At 37.7% G+C, this 18,244-nt stretch carries 21 protein-coding genes and 2 pseudogenes; 9 read left to right on the forward strand and 14 right to left on the reverse strand.

The window, feature by feature from the left end:
- Positions 1 to 116: 116 nt before the first annotated feature.
- Positions 117 to 515, forward strand: a pseudogene (locus tag C6Y03_RS17875) (sigma-70 family RNA polymerase sigma factor); the annotation flags it as partial.
- 450 nt (positions 516 to 965) lie between these two features.
- On the opposite strand, the gene C6Y03_RS17880 reads toward C6Y03_RS17875, so the two are convergent.
- The 8 genes and pseudogenes from C6Y03_RS17880 to C6Y03_RS17915 form a co-directional block, all read right to left on the reverse strand.
- Positions 966 to 1,979 carry an NADP-dependent oxidoreductase gene (locus C6Y03_RS17880; protein ID WP_106039703.1) on the reverse strand — a complete coding sequence of 338 codons (1,014 nt, stop codon included), beginning with the start codon at positions 1,977 to 1,979 and terminating at the stop codon, positions 966 to 968.
- A 373-nt stretch (positions 1,980 to 2,352) separates the two neighbouring features.
- Positions 2,353 to 3,105 (reverse strand): SDR family NAD(P)-dependent oxidoreductase, encoded by a 753-nt coding sequence (locus C6Y03_RS17885; RefSeq protein WP_106039704.1) that lies wholly within the window; start codon positions 3,103 to 3,105, stop codon positions 2,353 to 2,355.
- A gap of 186 nt (positions 3,106 to 3,291) precedes the next feature.
- The gene (locus C6Y03_RS17890; protein ID WP_106039705.1) at positions 3,292 to 4,077 is read right to left on the reverse strand and encodes an SDR family NAD(P)-dependent oxidoreductase; all 786 of its coding nucleotides are present in this window, start codon (positions 4,075 to 4,077) and stop codon (positions 3,292 to 3,294) included.
- A 338-nt stretch (positions 4,078 to 4,415) separates the two neighbouring features.
- Entirely contained in the window at positions 4,416 to 5,474 is a 1,059-nt protein-coding gene (locus tag C6Y03_RS17895) for an alkene reductase (protein ID WP_060596634.1), read from the reverse strand.
- A gap of 14 nt (positions 5,475 to 5,488) precedes the next feature.
- Positions 5,489 to 6,337 carry an alpha/beta fold hydrolase gene (locus C6Y03_RS17900; RefSeq protein WP_106039706.1) on the reverse strand — a complete coding sequence of 283 codons (849 nt, stop codon included), beginning with the start codon at positions 6,335 to 6,337 and terminating at the stop codon, positions 5,489 to 5,491.
- Between the two features lie 109 nt (positions 6,338 to 6,446).
- Positions 6,447 to 7,022, reverse strand: coding sequence for a TetR/AcrR family transcriptional regulator (locus tag C6Y03_RS17905; RefSeq protein WP_060596632.1), 576 nt, complete (start codon positions 7,020 to 7,022; stop codon positions 6,447 to 6,449).
- Between the two features lie 144 nt (positions 7,023 to 7,166).
- Positions 7,167 to 7,291 (reverse strand): annotated as a pseudogene (locus C6Y03_RS19415) (TetR/AcrR family transcriptional regulator); the annotation flags it as partial.
- Between the two features lie 203 nt (positions 7,292 to 7,494).
- Positions 7,495 to 8,331, reverse strand: coding sequence for a helix-turn-helix transcriptional regulator (locus C6Y03_RS17915; protein WP_034661397.1), 837 nt, complete (start codon positions 8,329 to 8,331; stop codon positions 7,495 to 7,497).
- Positions 8,332 to 8,435: 104 nt separating this feature from the next.
- Between C6Y03_RS17915 and fabF the strand changes: the two genes are divergently transcribed.
- On the forward strand, positions 8,436 to 9,668 hold the full coding sequence (fabF, locus tag C6Y03_RS17920; protein ID WP_003217365.1) for a beta-ketoacyl-ACP synthase II: 1,233 nt from the start codon (positions 8,436 to 8,438) through the stop codon (positions 9,666 to 9,668).
- A gap of 38 nt (positions 9,669 to 9,706) precedes the next feature.
- On the opposite strand, the gene C6Y03_RS17925 is transcribed toward fabF, so the two are convergent.
- A complete protein-coding gene (locus C6Y03_RS17925; RefSeq protein ID WP_106039707.1) occupies positions 9,707 to 10,042 on the reverse strand; it encodes an NUDIX hydrolase in 336 nt (111 codons plus the stop codon).
- Positions 10,043 to 10,194: 152 nt separating this feature from the next.
- Between C6Y03_RS17925 and C6Y03_RS19515 the strand changes: the two genes are divergently transcribed.
- Complete coding sequence (locus C6Y03_RS19515) at positions 10,195 to 10,326, forward strand: hypothetical protein (RefSeq protein WP_003217310.1); 132 nt, start codon at positions 10,195 to 10,197, stop codon at positions 10,324 to 10,326.
- Between the two features lie 46 nt (positions 10,327 to 10,372).
- On the opposite strand, the gene C6Y03_RS17930 is transcribed toward C6Y03_RS19515, so the two are convergent.
- The 4 genes from C6Y03_RS17930 to C6Y03_RS19420 form a co-directional block, all read right to left on the reverse strand.
- On the reverse strand, positions 10,373 to 10,564 hold the full coding sequence (locus tag C6Y03_RS17930) for a hypothetical protein (protein WP_060596631.1): 192 nt from the start codon (positions 10,562 to 10,564) through the stop codon (positions 10,373 to 10,375).
- Positions 10,565 to 10,665: 101 nt separating this feature from the next.
- Positions 10,666 to 12,078, reverse strand: coding sequence for a polysaccharide deacetylase family protein (locus tag C6Y03_RS17935; protein ID WP_106039708.1), 1,413 nt, complete (start codon positions 12,076 to 12,078; stop codon positions 10,666 to 10,668).
- Between the two features lie 160 nt (positions 12,079 to 12,238).
- Positions 12,239 to 12,793 carry a delta-aminolevulinic acid dehydratase gene (locus tag C6Y03_RS17940; protein WP_106039709.1) on the reverse strand — a complete coding sequence of 185 codons (555 nt, stop codon included), beginning with the start codon at positions 12,791 to 12,793 and terminating at the stop codon, positions 12,239 to 12,241.
- A 137-nt stretch (positions 12,794 to 12,930) separates the two neighbouring features.
- Positions 12,931 to 13,149, reverse strand: coding sequence for a GNAT family N-acetyltransferase (locus C6Y03_RS19420; RefSeq protein WP_223260773.1), 219 nt, complete (start codon positions 13,147 to 13,149; stop codon positions 12,931 to 12,933).
- A gap of 410 nt (positions 13,150 to 13,559) precedes the next feature.
- Here C6Y03_RS19420 and C6Y03_RS17950 point away from each other — a divergent pair, with 410 nt between their 5' ends.
- From C6Y03_RS17950 to C6Y03_RS17970, 5 genes are all read left to right on the forward strand, one after another.
- Positions 13,560 to 13,886, forward strand: a complete 327-nt coding sequence (locus tag C6Y03_RS17950; protein ID WP_034661404.1) for an uberolysin/carnocyclin family circular bacteriocin — start codon at positions 13,560 to 13,562, stop codon at positions 13,884 to 13,886.
- A gap of 696 nt (positions 13,887 to 14,582) precedes the next feature.
- Positions 14,583 to 15,725 carry a hypothetical protein gene (locus tag C6Y03_RS19425; RefSeq protein ID WP_223260774.1) on the forward strand — a complete coding sequence of 381 codons (1,143 nt, stop codon included), beginning with the start codon at positions 14,583 to 14,585 and terminating at the stop codon, positions 15,723 to 15,725.
- Positions 15,688 to 16,227, forward strand: a complete 540-nt coding sequence (locus C6Y03_RS17960) for a stage II sporulation protein M (RefSeq protein WP_223249893.1) — start codon at positions 15,688 to 15,690, stop codon at positions 16,225 to 16,227. Before C6Y03_RS19425 ends, C6Y03_RS17960 begins: the two co-directional genes overlap by 38 nt.
- A 21-nt stretch (positions 16,228 to 16,248) precedes the next feature.
- A complete protein-coding gene (locus C6Y03_RS17965; protein ID WP_066030632.1) occupies positions 16,249 to 16,794 on the forward strand; it encodes a hypothetical protein in 546 nt (181 codons plus the stop codon).
- On the forward strand, positions 16,787 to 17,455 hold the full coding sequence (locus C6Y03_RS17970) for an ATP-binding cassette domain-containing protein (protein WP_106031277.1): 669 nt from the start codon (positions 16,787 to 16,789) through the stop codon (positions 17,453 to 17,455). Before C6Y03_RS17965 ends, C6Y03_RS17970 begins: the two co-directional genes overlap by 8 nt.
- A 53-nt stretch (positions 17,456 to 17,508) precedes the next feature.
- On the opposite strand, the gene C6Y03_RS17975 is transcribed toward C6Y03_RS17970, so the two are convergent.
- Complete coding sequence (locus C6Y03_RS17975) at positions 17,509 to 17,802, reverse strand: spore coat protein (RefSeq protein WP_034661411.1); 294 nt, start codon at positions 17,800 to 17,802, stop codon at positions 17,509 to 17,511.
- Positions 17,803 to 18,023: 221 nt separating this feature from the next.
- Here C6Y03_RS17975 and C6Y03_RS17980 point away from each other — a divergent pair, with 221 nt between their 5' ends.
- Positions 18,024 to 18,236 (forward strand): hypothetical protein, encoded by a 213-nt coding sequence (locus C6Y03_RS17980; protein WP_060596628.1) that lies wholly within the window; start codon positions 18,024 to 18,026, stop codon positions 18,234 to 18,236.
- The last annotated feature ends 8 nt before the right edge of the window (positions 18,237 to 18,244 follow it).

The raw sequence follows: 18,244 nt of genomic DNA on the forward strand, positions 1-18,244 counted from the left end.
ACTAAACAAACAAAAAGAAGAATATGAAGAACTTAATTTAACCGACGACTTGACGCTGGATGAAACTGCAGCATCGAATGAAATATATGAGGATGACGACGCTCCCCCCTCTTGACATTAATAATGAAATTCTGATGCATTTACGCGCACTCAAAAAAACTAAAAAGGATGTCTCCTTACATGACCCCATCGGTCAGGATAAAGAAGGCAACGAAATTTCTTTAATTGATGTCTTAAAATCAGAAAGTGAAGATGTGATCGATACCATTCAGCTCAACATGGAGCTTGAAAAAGTAAAGGAGTATATCGACATTCTCGACGGCCGAGAAAAAGAAGTCATCGTCGGCCGGTTCGGTCTTGATTTAAAGAAAGAAAAAACGCAGCGGGAAATAGCAAAGGAGCTCGGGATTTCGCGAAGCTATGTATCCCGTATTGAGAAGCGGGCGCTGATGAAGATGTTTCATGAGTTTTACCGGGCGGAGAAGGAGAAACGGAAGCGGGAGAAGGGGAAATAATATCAAAGAAGCCGGTCTAAATTCCGGCTTCTTTTCATTCCACTAAGCACTCAACATAATAAAACCATATCATTGGTTATGGAGCTTATTTCCATTACACTCCTTATATTCATTTGCCATCGTTTCTATACGTTTATGTGAATTATGGTTAAAAATGGTAAGTCAAAACAAGGATCGTTCGTTACTTTTTCATCTTATTGATTAAGAATTTTAATCTCTAGTCTATATATAGTGTTTTTTATAAACATACAGTAATTACCATGTCGTGGCATGTCTGTTAAAGTAACCACCTGTCTTAAATCCAACTTTTTTATAGGAAAAATTGGATAGCTAGTTCTCCATGTTTTATAATTACTGATACAGAACTCCGGCTTGCAGAAGTTTTTCTATCCTTTCAAAATCCTTTACATAAATGATCTCAACTTTTTGACTGCTTTCTTCATATTCCCCTTAAAAATTAATAATCACTTTCCCTTTTGGTCGTCCATTTGCGACTAGTTCTAGCGCTTCATTTACGTTGTCTATAGTAAATAGTATTGGATGAATTGCTGGAACAATGTTGTTTTCTTCAATGATTTTGGTAATCTCTTTAAGTTGTGCGCCGTCAGAACGAACGAAAATAAAATGATATTCCACGTTTTGTTTCTTAGCTTTGCGGTCATAATTTGCGCCAGCAAGGGAAAATAACATTCGTTTCCACCATGGGGAATTTAGGTATTTCCCGAAACGTTTATTTGGTCCTGTACGGAGAGAGAGCAATCTTCCGCCCGGTTTGATGATACTCAATTCACTGTCAAATTCTTTAGGTCCCAGTGTATCAATCACGTAATCCACATTCGACAACAAGTCAACATAGTTTTCTATTGCATAATCCAAATATTGGTCTGCACCCCTTTCCAAAGTGCGTTCGCGCGCTTCTGAGTTGCCACTAACAATGACATTTAGGCCCATTTCCTTTGCTATTGGTACAGCCATTTGACCAAAGCTGCCTGATCCACCTGGAATGAAGACAGATTTACCTGACTGTGCCTCAAGTTCTTCATGTAGACCTTGATACGCTGTGAGTCCAGCCAGTGGTACAGCAGCGGCTTCCACGTAAGACAAATTTTTTGGCATGGGTGCAATTGCGGCAGCATCAATTGCGGCATATTCCGCAAAAGCACCAATTTTTTTAAGGGGAAGACGTGTATAGATGGCATCTCCTACGTGAAATTCTGTCACATTTTTTCCGATTTTTTCGATAACTCCTGTCAATTCATTACCAAGCGTTAATGGGAATTCATAATCTTGAATCAGTTTCACGCTGCCTGTAATAATTAACATTTCGAGTGGATTGACTGCCGCAGCTTTGACCTTTACCAAGACTTCGTTTTCATCGATTTCTGGAATTGGAATGTCATTGACTTTGGCATGGATATTTTTTGAATACTTGGTGATCTGAGCTGCTTTCATGAGTGTTTTCATTTTTTCATTAGCATCCTTCCTTGAGATTATTACAGCTGGTGTTCCCACACTCAATCAGTAGAACAGATGTTAGAGTTCATCAGCCCATAGCGTTCGAATGCAGTACACGTCAGCCAGTGTAGCGCAATTCATGCGTCAAGCATTTTTCAGTTGTATGCCTTTTTTAAGCATTATTGTCCATTTTGCAGGTTCAATTTAAAAACTACTTTTCATTCCCTTTTTTTTGTTACAAAAATAGAGAGTCACTTCCCAGTCCCAAACAGTTTGTGGAACCTTGATATTTGCCATAAGTTATACTTATCTCTTGCGCTCTACTACGTGTCATTGGTGCCAGCGCTAAACGATTATGTTACCATATATATAAAAATTAGATTTAAAGGCTTTCTAGTATTGGAAAGATCGGCTTTCTCAACTTAAATTCATAGTTTTCATCTACAACCCCAACCACTTCATCTTTGTCATAAACCTCCATCATAAAACCTGCCATTTGCTTAGCTGTGTGGTACATAGGGAGATTTGCTTTGTAATCAAACTCTTTTATATCATTTGCATGTTTTGCGAATTCTGTTTCCGTCATTGCTGGTGCTAAAACTTTTGCCTTCATTTTCGCACCTTTCAGTTCAAGTTCTTTTGCAAGCCCTTCGGTGAAGGCACTAACATAATATTTAGAAGCAGAGTAAGCAACACTGCCAACAGCAATTACATATCCAAGTGCTGAGGATACGTTAATTAATTGAGTTCCCTCTACATCAGCATATTCTCTTACAAATAGTGTAGAAAGGATTGTCAAGGATTCTATGTTCACGCGTAACATGGTTTCTAATTTATCTAAATTCTGATCTATGACAGAAGAGGTTTCACCAAGACCAGCATTATTAATCCAAGTCTCAATTTGATACTCCTTTAAACTGTTATACAGTATATATGCCTGATCTTTGACAGATAGGTCACTTGTCCGAATAATAACATCTAAACTAGGATTTAGATTCTGAATGGTTGATTTAAGTTCTTCTAATTTATCTAATCTTCTAGCTGCAATAATTAAGTTTTTGCCACGAGCAGCAAATGCTAATGCTGTCTCATATCCGATACCTGAGCTTGCTCCTGTAATAACTGTGTACTTCATATTATTCTCTCCTTAAAAATATTTCTCCTTGTTCTTGACCATGTTTCAGTAGATCAAATAAGAAGGTTTCCGTCTTTATAAAAATCTCTGTAACTTTTTTAGTAAACGATTTATTCCAATACGAGATCTTGGCTAGATGGCAGATCATAATCAACTGCCACTCCCCCCTGGTCACCCTCAATTAGGTCAATGCCCTGTTCTTTGCTGTGTGGATCTGACCATACGGGTCACCATTTTGCGCGGCATCAGTCGTGGAAGGAATGCCATGAACCGGTTTCGAGCCCCTGGCATTATGAACGTCTTGCCGCGTAAGAAGCCTCGGTACCCTTCCTCAGCCACCTGCCCGGCCTCCATGATAGCACCACTCTGGAACAACTTCGATTCCCCAATACCCGAACGTTCAACAAAGCCGGTTGACGTCAGTCCCGGACATAGTGCCGTCACAGTCACCCCTGTACCGCTCAGTTCGTTCTCCAAAGCCTCAGTGAACGACAACACGTACGCCTTCGTTGCGTAGTAAACCGACATCATAGGTCCCGGGAAGAAAGCCACCAACGAAGCCACATTCATCACGCCTCCTTGGCCCCGTTTGACCATATCCGGCAAGAACAGTTTCGTCATAACAGTCAGAGCCTTGATATTGACGTCAATCATATTCGTCTCTTGTTCTAACTGCGTCTCCAAGAACGTCCCGTACAAACCGAAGCCGGCATTATTGACAAGATAGTCGACGACGACCCCCTTCTCCTTGAGCTCCGCAAAAATCTCTTTCGGCACACCGGGTGAAGCCACATCCTTTGCGATGACCGTCGCTTGACTGCCATATCTTTTCCGATATTCCTTCGCGAGCTCCAAAAGCTTACCCTCGCTACGCGCCACCAGCACCAAATTATATCCTCCCTTGGCGAAACGATCCGCCAACTCTTTGCCAATTCCACCCGATACCCCGGTGATAAGAACAGTTTTTTTCATTTTACAGCACACCTCCATTTTTAGTTTAATTAAACCTTTAAAACGTTTTACTGCGTTTCTTACTGCGAGTTGTTACTATGGATGTAGGTTATCGGTAATTGTAATTTTTGTATAAAAGGATTTATACTTGCCGCATATACCTCAACTAAGACCTCGCCATTATTTATTTTGGGCTTAGGGAAGTCTAAAAAAATTTGGTTTTTCACCGTAGTTTTCAATCGCTAAAACTTTCATGACAATCCTTCACATTTTTAATTAACGCACATGTATCTATTTATAAAGAATCTAAGAAAAAAAGATATGAATATCCCTAGATGGGATATTCATAATTAATTAAATTATTTTAAGAAAGGATAATCTGTATAGCCTTCTTTTCCTCCTGCATAGAGCGTGTTTTTATCAGGTTCGTTTAGAGGAGCACCTGAATGAATCCGTTCTACAAAGTCTGGATTAGCTAGTACCCAAGTGCCTACTGTGACAACATCTGCAAGATTATTATCTACATCAGACGAAAGTTGATCTAGAGGACGACCTGGACGGTTAACAAGAAGTGCTTGGTCCCAAAGTTGACGAACATCTTTTAGGAATTGCTCGTTTCCAAAGTGCATTAAATGCAGATAAGCAAGGTTAAGCTTATTTAATTCACTTATTAAATAGCGATACATCTCAAGGCTATTCTCCCCCTCATCAATGCCTTGCAGTGTTCCTTGAGGAGAAAAACGGATGCCTGTTCTTTCTGCTCCTATTTCATCAACAACTGCTTTAGCTACTTCAATTGCGAATCGAGAACGCCCCTCAATCGTACGACCGTATGCACCTTGACGATGATTGGAGTTTTCACTAAGGAATTGTTGGATCAGATAACCATTCGCTCCGTGAATTTCAACTCCGTCTGCACCAGCTTCAATTGCTGAACGTGCTGCTAAACGAAACTCATTGATAACATCTTTTATCTCAAGCTCACTCAGTTCTCTTGGTGTTGGAATTTCTTTCATTCCTTCTGCCGTGAAAATTTCTATACCAGGTGCAATAGCTGACGGTGCAACTGCTTGGCGGTGGTGAGGTGTGTTATCAGGGTGTGATACTCGTCCCACATGCATAAGTTGAATAAAAATATGACCGCCTTCACTATGAACTTTAGAAGTGACTTTTTCCCATCCTCTAATATGATTTTCTGTATAAATACCAGGTGTATTAGTATAACCTTGCCCATCATCCGAAGGTTGGGTTCCTTCACTTATAATTAAACCGACTGAAGCACGCTGACCATAGTACTCTGCTACTAATTCGCTCGGCGTACCATCTGGTAAAGCTCTATTTCTAGTCATCGGAGCCATGCCTATGCGGTTTTTTAAGTCAATGTTTCCGATACGAACTTTTTCAAATAATCTGCTCATATGAATACTCCTTTTTAATAAGAATTAGAATCAAGAAATAAATTTACGTGTTCTGCAAATAGTTCTGGAAATTGAAACAGATGCCCGTGACCAGAATCAGGATATATAATCAACTGTGCTTTGGGTAATTTCTCTGTTAAGATATAGCTGTTTTTAGTCGGTACCATCACATCATTAACACCATTAGTGACAAGTACAGGGTGTTTGATGTTTTGTAACCATTCATAATCATGATTAGATTTTTGTTTAGCCCATTTTGCAATAGCTTGTAATTGTGCCTCTTTTACTTGTTCCGAACTATTTACTTTTTTCTGATTAAAAATTCTTTGTAGTGAAGCTATTCCTGCTGATTTACTTGTTTCGGTTTGTTCGTAGAAAAAGAACATAAAATCATTTATTCCATCCTCTTCCGTTCCGCCGTGACGATTCATTCTTTCAAGAATCTCTGGATTTGGATTAATACCAGATTCAGGTGAAGTACCTGCCATAATAATTTTTCTTACTAAATCTCCTTCTTGTAAAGCTAACTCTTGTGCAACCATGCCACCAATGGAAAAACCAAGAATGTCAACTTGTTCTAATCCAAGAGCTCTTATAAATGTTGCTGTATCTTTTGCCATATCAGTAATTGTAGTAGGTGTTAGTCCATCGGTCTCACCAACCCCTTTATTGTCAAATAAGATTACTGGGCGTTTATTTGCAATAGGTTCAAGCATGTCTGGATCCCAGTTTTCCATCGTTCCTCTAAAGTGAACAAGAAATACTACTGGTATACCATCTTTTGTACCAAATCTCCTATATGCGTAACGAGTTCCTTCTACTTCAATAAATTCTGATTCTGTTGGTATTTTAAAATTTCTCATTTTTGTGTTCCTCCTTAGAAATTAAAAAACGATTTATAACTATGCATTATGATGGTGTGTTTCATGCTTATTTTAGAATGAACATTCTAAAAAGGGTAAAAAAAGAAAGCTAGTCCAACACTGAAAGTGCTAGAGAAATGATGCCTTCTAATTCTTTTTTACTGTAATCAGTTTTTATTAGTACTCTTATACCTACCAAATTGTTGTGTAAGAAACGAGATATGTTATCAGAATCGATTTCTTTTGATAGCTCTCCATTAGTTTGACCCTGTTTTATAAGGTGATTAAACATATCTTCAGTACGATTAAACATTTTTGTAACGATGCGCCCAATTTCTTTGTCCAACAAAGATAATTCAATGGCTGCATTTACTGATAGACATCCTTTTGGGTATTGTTTAATGGAATTCAGTACGAAAATAAAAACATCACGTATCGCCTGTTTAATGGATGAAGTGCTGCTGATTATGCTTTCCATCTCATTAACGATGAGCTCTTCATAATGATGAAGGGAAGCTAAAAACAGTGAACGCTTGTCGCCAAATGTGTCATATATACTCCTACGGTGTATCCCCATATGATCCACCAAATCTTGCATGGATGTTTTTTCATAGCCTTGTTCCCAAAATAACTCCATTGCTTTTCTTAATACTTCTTTTTCGTCAAACTCTTTACTTCTAGCCATTTTAATTCTCCTTAAAAAAATCCATGAACCAATACTAACAAAAACAAAAGTCATCACCCATTATAGAATGAACATTCTAAAATAAACACATGAATTACAAACCATGATTACATAATACCCTTTTTAGAACGATAAGTAAAGAATTATACTTCTGCGATGAACACCCATATGTCACCAAGTCTTGCATGAATGTTTTTTCATAACCCTGTTCCCAGAAAAGCCCCATTGTTTTCTTAATGCTCTTTTTTATCAAATTTATTTCTAGACATAATCCCACCTTACAACGTATTACCTCTTAATTCTGAGAAAGGACTAAGAATCATTGATGCATTCATCCCTCCCTCATTCTAAAATAATAAAGAATGATCACTCTCGTTTGAGTAGCAAAACAGTTAGATCTAACGTGTTTCAAGCATAGCAAATTCAAGAACGATCGGTAAAGAATTTGGAATTCATCATATGTTTTATATGGTTAGCTTTCAATTAAACGTTTTAACTTAAGCTCAGTTTCAGTATTCTCAACTGGAGTATAGACGCTGCATCTTAAATCAGTATCTCCATGCACTTGTAAAGAAGTAAGATTAAACAACATTTTACCTACCTTAGCATGACGAAACTCAATTAATACTTCAGGAGCAGAGCTTATCTCATTTTCATTCCAAATTTTATGAAACTCAGGATATGCCTGTTCCATTTCTTGTATAAATTGCTCATACCAGTCATCAGCCACATACTGTCCATAATACGTTCTAAATATTGCGATATATCCTCTAACAAAATGCTCCCAATTCACTGCTAAACTTTTAAATTCCTTTCTTGCGAATAGTAAGCGTATGATATTCCTTTCTGCTGGGGTGATTTGTTCAAAATCCAAAAATACATTAGCTGCTGCTTGATTCCACCCAACAATCTGACTTCTTCTATCTGATATAATTGTTGGACAATAACGAAGTTCCTGCAAAATTTTCACTAAAGCTGGACTGATTTCCTTCTCCTTCTCATTTATAAAGGGTTGTTTCACTCCTTCCTCTAACGCTAGAGCATACAAATATCTCCTTTCATCGTTATTTAATTGTAATGCTCGAGAAATAGCATCTAATACCGAAGTAGACACTTTTATATCTCTACCTTGTTCTAACCATGTATACCATGTAAGACTTACACCGGCTAGTTGAGCCACTTCCTCTCTTCTTAGTCCTGGTGTTCTTCTGCGGGTTCCTACTGGTAAACCAACCATTTGAGGAGTAATTTTCGAACGTTGATTCTTTAGAAATTCTGATAAAGCTTGAAGTCTTGTTTCAGGTTTCATTAAAATCTCCTTTTTAAATAGTGCTAATTATACTAGGATAAACAACAACTTGTAATAGGATAACACAAAAGTTAAAGTTAATAAAAAATAAGGAGGGAATTATTATGAAAAGAGTTGTCATTACTGGAATGGGAATTATTTCGCCTCTAGGAAATGATGTAAATAGCTTTTGGAATCAACTAGTTAAAGGTCAATCGGGAATATCTCTAATTGATTCTTTTGATACTATTGATTATAAAACAAAGATAGCTGGAATGGTTCGTGATTTCGATGTAGATGGAATATTTGGGAGGAAAGAAGCCAAACGATTAGATCGATTTAGTCAGTTTGCTTTAGCAGCAGCCGAACAAGCATTAGAAAAATCACAATTACAGTTAGATAAGGTTGATCTTGAACGTTTAGGGGTATACGTTGGTTCAGGGATCGGAGGTATACAATCACTTGTTGATAATGTGAATGTATTAAATAAACGAGGTCCCGCAAGAGTAAGCCCTAGCCTTGTACCAATGATGATTTCAAATGCAGCTGCGGCTCAAATAAGTATTAGATTAGGGGCACAAGGCCCGTCATTATCACCAGTAACGGCCTGCTCAATCGGGAACACCTCTATTGGTGAAGCTTTCAACGCTATCCGAAATGATGAGGCAGATATTATATTTGCCGGTGGAGCAGAAGCTGCAATCACACAGTTATCTTTGGCTAGTTTTGGAAACGCCCATGCACTATCTACAAAAAACCAAGATCCAAGTCGAGCCAGCCGTCCGTTCGATACAGATAGAGATGGCTTTGTTATGAGTGAAGGCGCAGGTATTTTAGTATTAGAATCATTAGAAAACGCTATTCTTAGAGATGCGCCGATATTATGTGAAGTAGTGGGATACGGAGCTAGTTCAGATGCTCATCATATGGTAGCATCACACCCAGAAGGTAAGGGTGCCTACTTAGCAATGAAAAAAGCATTGAGAAGTGCAAATATATCAACAGGTGAAATTGATGTTATTAGTGCTCATGCAACAAGTACACAAATAGGTGATCGTTCAGAAATTCTAGCTATTAAGAAATTGTTTGGTGAACATTCCCGCAAAATTCCAACAACTGCAAACAAATCAATGACTGGTCACATGCTTGGTGCTGCTGGTGGAGTAGAAGCAATTGCTTTAGTGGAAAGTTTGAGACAAGGAATTATTCCTCCAACTATTAATGTAGAGAATTTAGATCCAGATTGCGACTTAGATGTTGTCTCAAAAACGCGAAATCTTCCAATGAAATATGGACTATCAAATTCTTTTGGCTTTGGCGGACATAATTCAGCAATCGTGTTAAAGAATTATGATTGAAGATCCACCTTTATAATTCAGAGGTGAAATAAATGCATCTACCAAGGGTTGATCACCCTTGGTTTCAAATTTAGAATATCATGATCCGGATCTAGAATGTTCATCTGCCCGCCGATGATTTCCGCAAAGAAGGTCACGATGAGTGCATGATGCATTTTATCGTGAAAGAATACTTCTCGAACCGAATGAAGTTCATTTACTTTGCAAACATACCCTGTCTCTTCTTTCACCTCACGGACCACGGCCTGCTGCAGGTGTTCACCTTTTTCTACAGTACCGCTTGGAAGTTCCCAATATCCCTTTACATTTTTGACCATTAACATATTTTCTTCCTCATCATAAATAATAGCTGATACTACGTCTCCTCGTTTCAAAGAAATCCCCCCAACCATTCTCTGTTTACATCAATTGTCGAATAAATAGAACGAACTGTTCATTTCAATACATTCATTATACTGTATCCTTGATACAAGATAATGGATACAGAAACTAAATAGGAATTAGTCAGCAGATTGGAGGCCACAGCATGTGGATCATCATCATTTTACTTATTGTCCTCATTGGATTTACAGGGAATATCGTTTCTTTATTAAGACAAATGAAAGAGTCAAACGAGAAAATCATACAACTGTTAGAACATCAAAAACCGAAAAAATAAAAACCTCACCCTTTTAGAGAGAGGTTTTTAGAGTAAGCAATTATTCTTATCGTTTCTCATGAAGCAACATATATCTGATTCGACGAATATAATGCAGCGCAATATGACCGAGACATAAAATGAGCCCGATCATCGCAAGAATATAGATGGGCAGCATCAAACCAGGTACATAGTTGACGATAAAACCCAAACAAAACGCTGTCAGCATATATAGACTGATCAACCTCATCAATACCATCCGAAGCCCTCCCTTTCTACATTCACTTTAACATATTTTCCCTTTATTTTCATGATTGGCTTTTAAAAAAAGATGCGAATCCACTAAGATTCGCATGATCATTACGTATTCAATTCACCTTTCTTCGCGCGCGCTTCCTTCCACTGCTCAAGCTCTGAAACTGTTAATAATTGATATCCTTGTTTGGTCAATTCCTTGATAATCGTGACAGCTGCGTTTGCCGAGGTGTCATAGATGTCGTGCATTAAGACCGTTTCTCCGCTAGACGCATGTGTGAGAATGTAGTTGGCGACGTATTGGCTGTTGCGATATTTCCAGTCTTCGGGATCTACGTCCCAAAGCGTGACTTTCATGTTGACAGCTTCGTTGATCTGCCCATTTGTTCCACCATATGGCGGTCTAAAGTGAGTCGGTGTGAATCCGCCTGCTTTTTCAATAATTTGCTGCGTATCTTCTACTTGTTTGATAGCTTGTTTTAACGGCAGTCTTGTGAGTAAAGGATGGCTATAGGAATGATTTCCGATTTCATTCCCACCCTTTCTGATCTCACCCAGCATATCGGGGTAATATTGAACCCTGCTGCCTAATACAAAAAATGTCGCATGTCCTTTGTTTTCTTTTAAGGCTTTTAAGATTTTTGAGGTCGTGGATGGATTTGGTCCATCGTCAAATGTCAGGGCAATGGCTTTTTGATTTGGGTTGAATGTTGCCTGTTTTGGCAGTTTTACAAGCTTTCTTTTTGAGATCGGTTCTTTTTTCTCATTTTTGTTCTTTTCTTTATGAATATATTCAGGCTTTAACATGCCTTTAAGCACTGTTTTTTTAATCGCCAGCACTTGAGGGCCTTTTTTGTCTGGTGCGATTTGCCCTGCTGGAAAGTAGAATTCTATAAAACGATCCTTGATGGCAAAATACTGATAATGCTCTGCCGCAGGAGACGTTCCTTGTTTGAGCAAATGCTCATTTTCAGCAAGAGTGCGATCTTTTTTTAATTCCTCAAATGTCATTTGAGACAGTTTTTGCAGACTTTCTTTCTTTGATAAAAATAGATCATCTATAGATAAAAAATGCTGTTTCTTGAAATCAAAATTGAATATCTTCGTTTCATGTGCGCCTTTTACTCCGCCTTTCAATTCATATGTATTGAATTTGATCGCAGCAGTTTGTTTGGCATAATGAGTAATCTCGTAATCTATGTTTAATTCGTATCGATGATCTTCATCGACATCGCTTGCTTCACTAAATGATGTTTTGAATTTGTCGAGCGCTGTTTCTGCAAATCTTTTCATCTCTTGATCTAGCTTTTTTTGATGAAACACCGGATAGTTGACTGCATATCTCATGTATCTCCCGTCATTCACGAGGGTGACTATCTCAACTTCTTTGTAGCTCGCATCTGGTTCTACCTTCTTCTTCTCCGTCCCGCTTGCCTGCTGATTATGATAAAATGCAGCGATTCCGATGATGATTGCAAGTCCGCATAGGACGAGACTGATTTTCCATTTCATTGACACAATGATTCCCCTCTCGTGATGGCGCCATGTCTTGATGACGTGTGTTTGTAGGATAGACTTTCGGTGAACCCGATTTAGTTTACAAAAAATAAATTTGTCACATTTTAGACATAATTTAAGAGAGGAATAGAAAAAAGGACTTGATTTCTCAGCCCTTTGATTATTTTTGCATATATAGTTGAAATAATTTCGTTTCTTCATCAATAGAACGTGCTCGATCAAATGCCGCTCTGACCGTCTTTGTATTGTTTAAGAGCTCGTACAGCATGGTCAAGACAAAGATAAATGCCGCATCTCCATCAATGTAATCATCAGGCGCTGTATAGGACAAAGCACCTGCTTCTAAAAAGGCATCAGCAAGTTTTTTCTCACCTAGTGTGCAGCCGGTTGATATGACGTGAACCCCTTTTAACGAAGCATACCGCTTGATTTCATCCGCTCCAAAAGTTACACCTCTAGGCTCCCCATCTTCGTATACATCTTCCCCTAACTCCGGCATGAGAAACGCTCCTTCTTCCCCATGAAAAGATAAAAGAAAGTAGTCCGTCTCCCTTCTATTTCTCCCAGATAACACATCAATCAGATCATTGGGTCTGCCTATCCAATGCATATCGACTTTTGCACCAAAGTTCTCAAATGCTGCACGCAGGGCAAAAGATTCTAGCTCACTATTTGGTCCTGTTGCTAATGTGATGCGCATGGTCTGTTGTTCCACTTGTATCTCCTCCAAACGATGATAAAAATAAACCCATTTTTTCTTCATCTGCATATGTATCCGTCCATTTTAGTGCACTGATCAATACATTTGCTCGATGTCCTGTCATTCTCGTGCGAAGGAAAGAGCTTCCGTCATCAAGCCTTGCCTACTCCCTTTCCGTGGGCACCAGCCGTTACATACATCGCTGCTACATTCGCTCGGTGCTTTAATTTCTGTAAGGTTTCTTGGATGAGCGTGACCGTCCCCACAAGCTGCCCTTGATAAAAGGTGCCAAAGGTCCACATAGATTGTGCCGAAGCAAAACGAGCCGAATATTTGTCTTTTGTATCTATTTGTTCTTCTTCATAACTCATGGCAAAGCCCTCTGGATGTAATCGCAGTGCTTCTAGTCTTAATGCTGTATATTCTTCAGATCACCTGCGTTAACAATTGAATATTCAGACAACCACCTCCAACAGAATGATTGATACTTCCAATTTTATCTTGAAAGGAGGTTTTGATCAAAGGATATTGATCCTTTAGCACCAATCTCTTTTCCTACATGCAATTAGACATGCTTATCCATCTGTGAAAACAAGGTATTTCCGATCATGTTTACTCGTTTTATCCTAACAAAAACGATTCTTTTCTCACTTATCTTTTCACCTTTTTTATATTAATCTATAACTAATTCATGAAAAAAAGAAAAAAAAGGATTGCTATGAATGAAAAGATATCATAAGATAGAATAGTAATAAAAAGACAAAAAAGGGAGGAATTTGATATGACAGAAACAAGAAACGAAATCAAACTACATGTTCTTTTTGGTGCTTTAGCAGTAGGTTTCCTTATGCTAGCTCTTTTTTCCTTCTCGCTACAGATGCTGCCAGTTGCTGATCTAGCAAAAGAATTTGGTATTCCAGGCAGTGTTGCAGCTGTTGTTTTGAACGTTGTTGAAGCGGGCGGAGCTGTTACAACAATCGTCTCCATTTTAACTGCTGTAGGATCAGGTGGTCTTTCTCTTATTGCAGCGGCTGGTAAAGAGACCATTCGTCAGTACCTTAAAGCCCAAATTAAGAAAAAAGGCCGTAAAGCCGTTATTGCTTGGTAATTCATTTTTATGACTCAATAGAAGGAGACTTTGTTCTCCTTCTATTTAAATTTTGATGCAGGTGAGAAGATGTTATATCCATTATTATCACTACTTCTATCAATTAGAATTCAACAACAATATTCAAATCTAGCTCAGTTTATAATACGTAAGGTTCCATTTTTCACATCGTTTTCTTCTAAACAGTACATATTATTTTCTTGTATCCTTGATACTTTATTCGGATGTATGATTGTAATCGTTATTTCTTCATTTCTTTACTCTCCGATCTATCAAATAGAATGGGAAAGTGCTTTTGTGATATTTTTGTTTCTTTTCTCTATCGTCAAAGGGATTGAATCTTATAGAAGAACTCATATTCTTCCTTTTGAAGAATTGATACAGCTTGCACCTGTTTCCTCAAGACACCTTTTCCAAACGCTTTTGTTTTCAGAACTGATCTGGTTGATGTTGACCAGTTTGAGTACTTATTTAATCTATTTTCTGTTTCAATATTCTATTGCTCAAACACATGATTGGATATTCTGGTTAAAGCATCTCAATGTCATGTTGACAGGTTTCTTCCTATTTATCGTCAGCAATAAGATATTTGGTGCTTACATCTATAATATTGTCGTGAAAAAAATCGGGATCATTCGTGTTCTTTTTTTCGCAAGCATCTCTTTACTTTTTTTCTTATTTGGAAGAGTCCTGATATTGAACATTATTTTCCCTTTTTATCACACCTTCCAACAACTTTTTCAGTCGATTTCATCGCTTGCAGAGGATTCGTTTTGGATTACACTTTCCAACAATTTGGTGGCTTTATATCAAAATGATCTTCAGCATATCCATCATGCTTTATTCTCAAAGGATTCTGTATTTCTACAATTTCAAGCGCTTTTCACTTCACCTGTCACATTTTTCGTGGTGATATTAGCAGCTATACTCGTCATGAAGAGTCCTGTCCACTGGATACCAACTGGGAAAGATCATGATCAAAACTCAACACATTTTCGAGATTTATTTTATTGGTACTTTCAAGTACTTAATAAAATTCAAGGCTCGCTGTTTCAAAAGAATATGTTGATCCAAAAAGACCTCAAGGTGTTAAAAGAAAAAAGATGGCTGCTGTCTAAAGAGTTTTTTAATTATATGTTTATGTCATATGAAGCCTTCTTTTATATCGGGGTTATGACTAGTTTGATCTCCATTATTGATCATCCGGCTTTGCAGATTCAGCTGCTTTTTACATTAAATGTGATGATTTTAGCAAATCAAACGTATGAGATGAGAATGCTGACCCCTTCTATTTTTTCTTTAAGTGCTGAAAAAAAGAATATTTGGCTTTTTGAGCTTTCTCAAACATCTCTTATTCAGTTTTTCTTATCAAAAATCCAGTTATTTTATTGTTTATTTTCCATACCAGCTCTCTTTCTGCTATTCATTAATCTATCAATCATGGGTGTATATCAGCTTTTTGATATTCAGATGCTCATTCAATTTGTGGCATTAGGGATTGGTTTTTTCATTTTCCCTTTGATTCAGCTTTACTTGTTTCCATTTACAACGAAATTCAATTTTATTCATGAGCATGAAATAGGGACAACCAATGAGGAAATAGAAGTTATCGATAAAGGGCAGGCTTTTGCAAGAAACTTTCTTGTATTACCTTTTATGTACTACATGATCTTGACCTCTTTTCTACCTATTTTGCAGCAATCCTCAGGTCTCATAAACTTTCTGTTTGCTTTATATTTTGTGATCGTTTCATTGATCTGCTTGGTGTTATGCCGCAAGACCATCTATAAAGGGATTGAGTATGTTGAAAAAAATAAGATATTTTCTATCGGAGAATAGACTGATTTTACGCCTCGGCTACATTTATGCTGCTATCTTTATTGCAGCAGTGCTGATTGGTAGCCTTCTTCCTTATGATCAGATTCCTTATTTAAAAAAGGATGAAGAGATGTTTTTTCTATCTATTTTCTTAAACAATTTGCAAGTTGGGATGGCGATATTAGGGATCGGAGCTTTTACAGGCGGCATCATGGCTGCTGGCATTCTTTTTTACAACGGATACATTATTGGCAAACTAGTTCAGTATTTGATTGTCAATCAAGAAGTGCAGCAGATATTCACAGGATTACTGCCTCATGCTTTCGTAGAGATTCTTGGTTTCATCCTGTTTTCAATTGTCAGCTCTTTTCCTTTTATTTATCTTTATCGATTTATAAAAGGAGAAACAATTGATTTAAAAAAGTTGACTGTGACTGTGCTTCAATTGATTTTTGCAGCAATTGTTCTCTTATTCGCAGCATCTCTTTTAGAGGAATACGTTAGCCATGTACATCTACCATAGAAGAAAGGGGAATGTGGTTCCATGGAGCTACTTCTACGACCTAAGGAATTTTTCAATCAGAATCAATCGATTAAAACCATTGTAGGCCTTGTCTTACTATCATTATTTGTTTCGACTGTCTTTTTAACATTTTTTATTATTGATTTGTTAGTAGATGAACCGTTACCTGCTGGAAAACAAGTAGCCAGCATTGTTTTTATTTTTTTGCTGACGATCCCGCTTTATTTCATTTTGAATTTTCTCAGTACTGTTCTCACTTCAATTTATATGTATTTTTTTCATAAAGCTTTTATTTTACGCAAAATGTATCTTGTCATTTTGGTTTATAATGCATTTCTTTTATTAGTGAATAGTGCAGCGATCTATTGTGTGATGGTGTTACAATTAGACCACTATTTTATCTTGATCCAAGCAATTTCCTTCTTCATCAACTTATATCTTTTGCGCATCCTTTATGATGGCATCATTTACTATGCAGAAGGGTCGAAAAAGGCTGCCCTTGCGACAGTGATCTTGTATATGCTGGTGACCACTGTGTTTGTTATTGGAGGATTCATCAATGGCTAGTCTTCAAGTGTCTCAGCTATCTTTTCGCTATGAAACAACAGAAGAAAGCTCTCTCCTTCTCGATCAAGTTTCGTTTGATCTGAAAGGAAGTGATCGAGCTTGTATCATTGGAAAGAACGGCAGCGGTAAATCGACTCTTTTAAAGATCATCGCTGGTCTGCTTCCATCTGTATCAGAAACGATTTTACTCAACAAACAGCTTCACCCCAGGACCACTCAATATAAAAGTCTGGTGGCGTACATCCCTGATAAGCCTTTAGTCTATGATGCGCTCACTGGTCTTGAGCACATGGAGCTTGTTCAGTCTTTATGGAAAATGAACAAGTCAGAAAAAGAGTTATACAAAGAGACCTTTCTAACGCTTTGTGATGCATTTGATTTAACGCATGCCCTAAAGATGCCAGTCAAACAGTATTCATTGGGCATGAGATATAAACTTTTCTTTAATTGTATGGTGGCAAGATCTCCAGAGCTGATCATTCTTGATGAGCCTTTTACCTCTCTTGATGAGGCCTCACAGATACAATCGATTTCTTTATTAAAAAAAGAATTCTCACATCGATGTGTTTTATTTACCAGCCATCAGCGCTACCTTTATTCAGAATTAGGAAACCGTTTCTTCCAGCTGGATCAAGGACAATTAAACGAAGTGGAACGTTAGACATACAAAAGGCATCCCATAAAAGGATGCCTCTCTTCTTTTTCTCGATCACATTACCACTTACAGCGTTTCACTGGACGGCAGCAAGGTTTTTTGATATCCCTGCCGCAATCGTATTCTTCCACAATGTACTCGTTATGAGTAGATTGAGTGACAGGGTAGTAGTTTTCAATTCTTTTGATGTTTTTATTGACGTTTGTGATATGCGTTGGATGAATTTTTCTGATGGTTTGTTCATTCGTTGTCGTGTTGACAATTTGACGTGTGGGGAAAACAACCGTTTCATCTCCTCCTTGGTTTCCTCTGCGAGGACCAAAGAAAAAGTCATCTAATCGATTTCGGCTCATCTCAACACCCCTTCAAGTTGTCTTTCACTTACACTCTATCGTATGTAAGAAGCGCATTTCGTGACTAGATGCTTGTCTATTTTTAAAAAAAATCCACTATTCATCTCGTTTTCTCTTTCTTTACAAAAGGGCAATTTTAACATATTATACAATATGATATATTGTGGTAGAAGAAATTGTGGCCCATAACCTTCCCACTTATCAAATACGAGGTGAACGATATGATCAATACGACACAACCAATCGAACGAAACAAGCTTGACATTGCACTTGAACTGACTCAATTGCATTTGAATCGATATGAAACGAATCATCCTGATCAGTTGAGTGAGGTTTATGCGAAATATTATGCGCTGCTTGAAGTGCTGGATTTATCTTCTTATGATCAATTGATTGATTTATTGCCCGCTGAGCTAAAACAGACGCTTGAGTAAAAAACCCC

This window comes from Bacillus sp. LNXM65 (assembly GCF_002998575.1).
GTDB lineage: Bacteria > Bacillota > Bacilli > Bacillales > Bacillaceae > Bacillus.

Coding starts and splice junctions, on each gene's coding strand:
- C6Y03_RS17880 (WP_106039703.1), bottom strand. CDS start 1,979: ATGAAAACACTCATGAAAGCAGCTCAGATCACCAAGTATTCAAAAAAT.
- C6Y03_RS17885 (WP_106039704.1), bottom strand. CDS start 3,105: ATGAAGTACACAGTTATTACAGGAGCAAGCTCAGGTATCGGATATGAG.
- C6Y03_RS17890 (WP_106039705.1), bottom strand. CDS start 4,077: ATGAAAAAAACTGTTCTTATCACCGGGGTATCGGGTGGAATTGGCAAA.
- C6Y03_RS17895 (WP_060596634.1), bottom strand. CDS start 5,474: ATGAGCAGATTATTTGAAAAAGTTCGTATCGGAAACATTGACTTAAAA.
- C6Y03_RS17900 (WP_106039706.1), bottom strand. CDS start 6,337: ATGAGAAATTTTAAAATACCAACAGAATCAGAATTTATTGAAGTAGAA.
- C6Y03_RS17905 (WP_060596632.1), bottom strand. CDS start 7,022: ATGGCTAGAAGTAAAGAGTTTGACGAAAAAGAAGTATTAAGAAAAGCA.
- C6Y03_RS17915 (WP_034661397.1), bottom strand. CDS start 8,331: ATGAAACCTGAAACAAGACTTCAAGCTTTATCAGAATTTCTAAAGAAT.
- fabF (WP_003217365.1), top strand. CDS start 8,436: ATGAAAAGAGTTGTCATTACTGGAATGGGAATTATTTCGCCTCTAGGA.
- C6Y03_RS19515 (WP_003217310.1), top strand. CDS start 10,195: ATGTGGATCATCATCATTTTACTTATTGTCCTCATTGGATTTACAGGG.
- C6Y03_RS17930 (WP_060596631.1), bottom strand. CDS start 10,564: ATGGTATTGATGAGGTTGATCAGTCTATATATGCTGACAGCGTTTTGT.
- C6Y03_RS19420 (WP_223260773.1), bottom strand. CDS start 13,149: ATGAGTTATGAAGAAGAACAAATAGATACAAAAGACAAATATTCGGCT.
- C6Y03_RS17950 (WP_034661404.1), top strand. CDS start 13,560: ATGACAGAAACAAGAAACGAAATCAAACTACATGTTCTTTTTGGTGCT.
- C6Y03_RS17960 (WP_223249893.1), top strand. CDS start 15,688: ATGTTGAAAAAAATAAGATATTTTCTATCGGAGAATAGACTGATTTTA.
- C6Y03_RS17965 (WP_066030632.1), top strand. CDS start 16,249: ATGGAGCTACTTCTACGACCTAAGGAATTTTTCAATCAGAATCAATCG.
- C6Y03_RS17970 (WP_106031277.1), top strand. CDS start 16,787: ATGGCTAGTCTTCAAGTGTCTCAGCTATCTTTTCGCTATGAAACAACA.
- C6Y03_RS17975 (WP_034661411.1), bottom strand. CDS start 17,802: ATGAGCCGAAATCGATTAGATGACTTTTTCTTTGGTCCTCGCAGAGGA.
- C6Y03_RS17980 (WP_060596628.1), top strand. CDS start 18,024: ATGATCAATACGACACAACCAATCGAACGAAACAAGCTTGACATTGCA.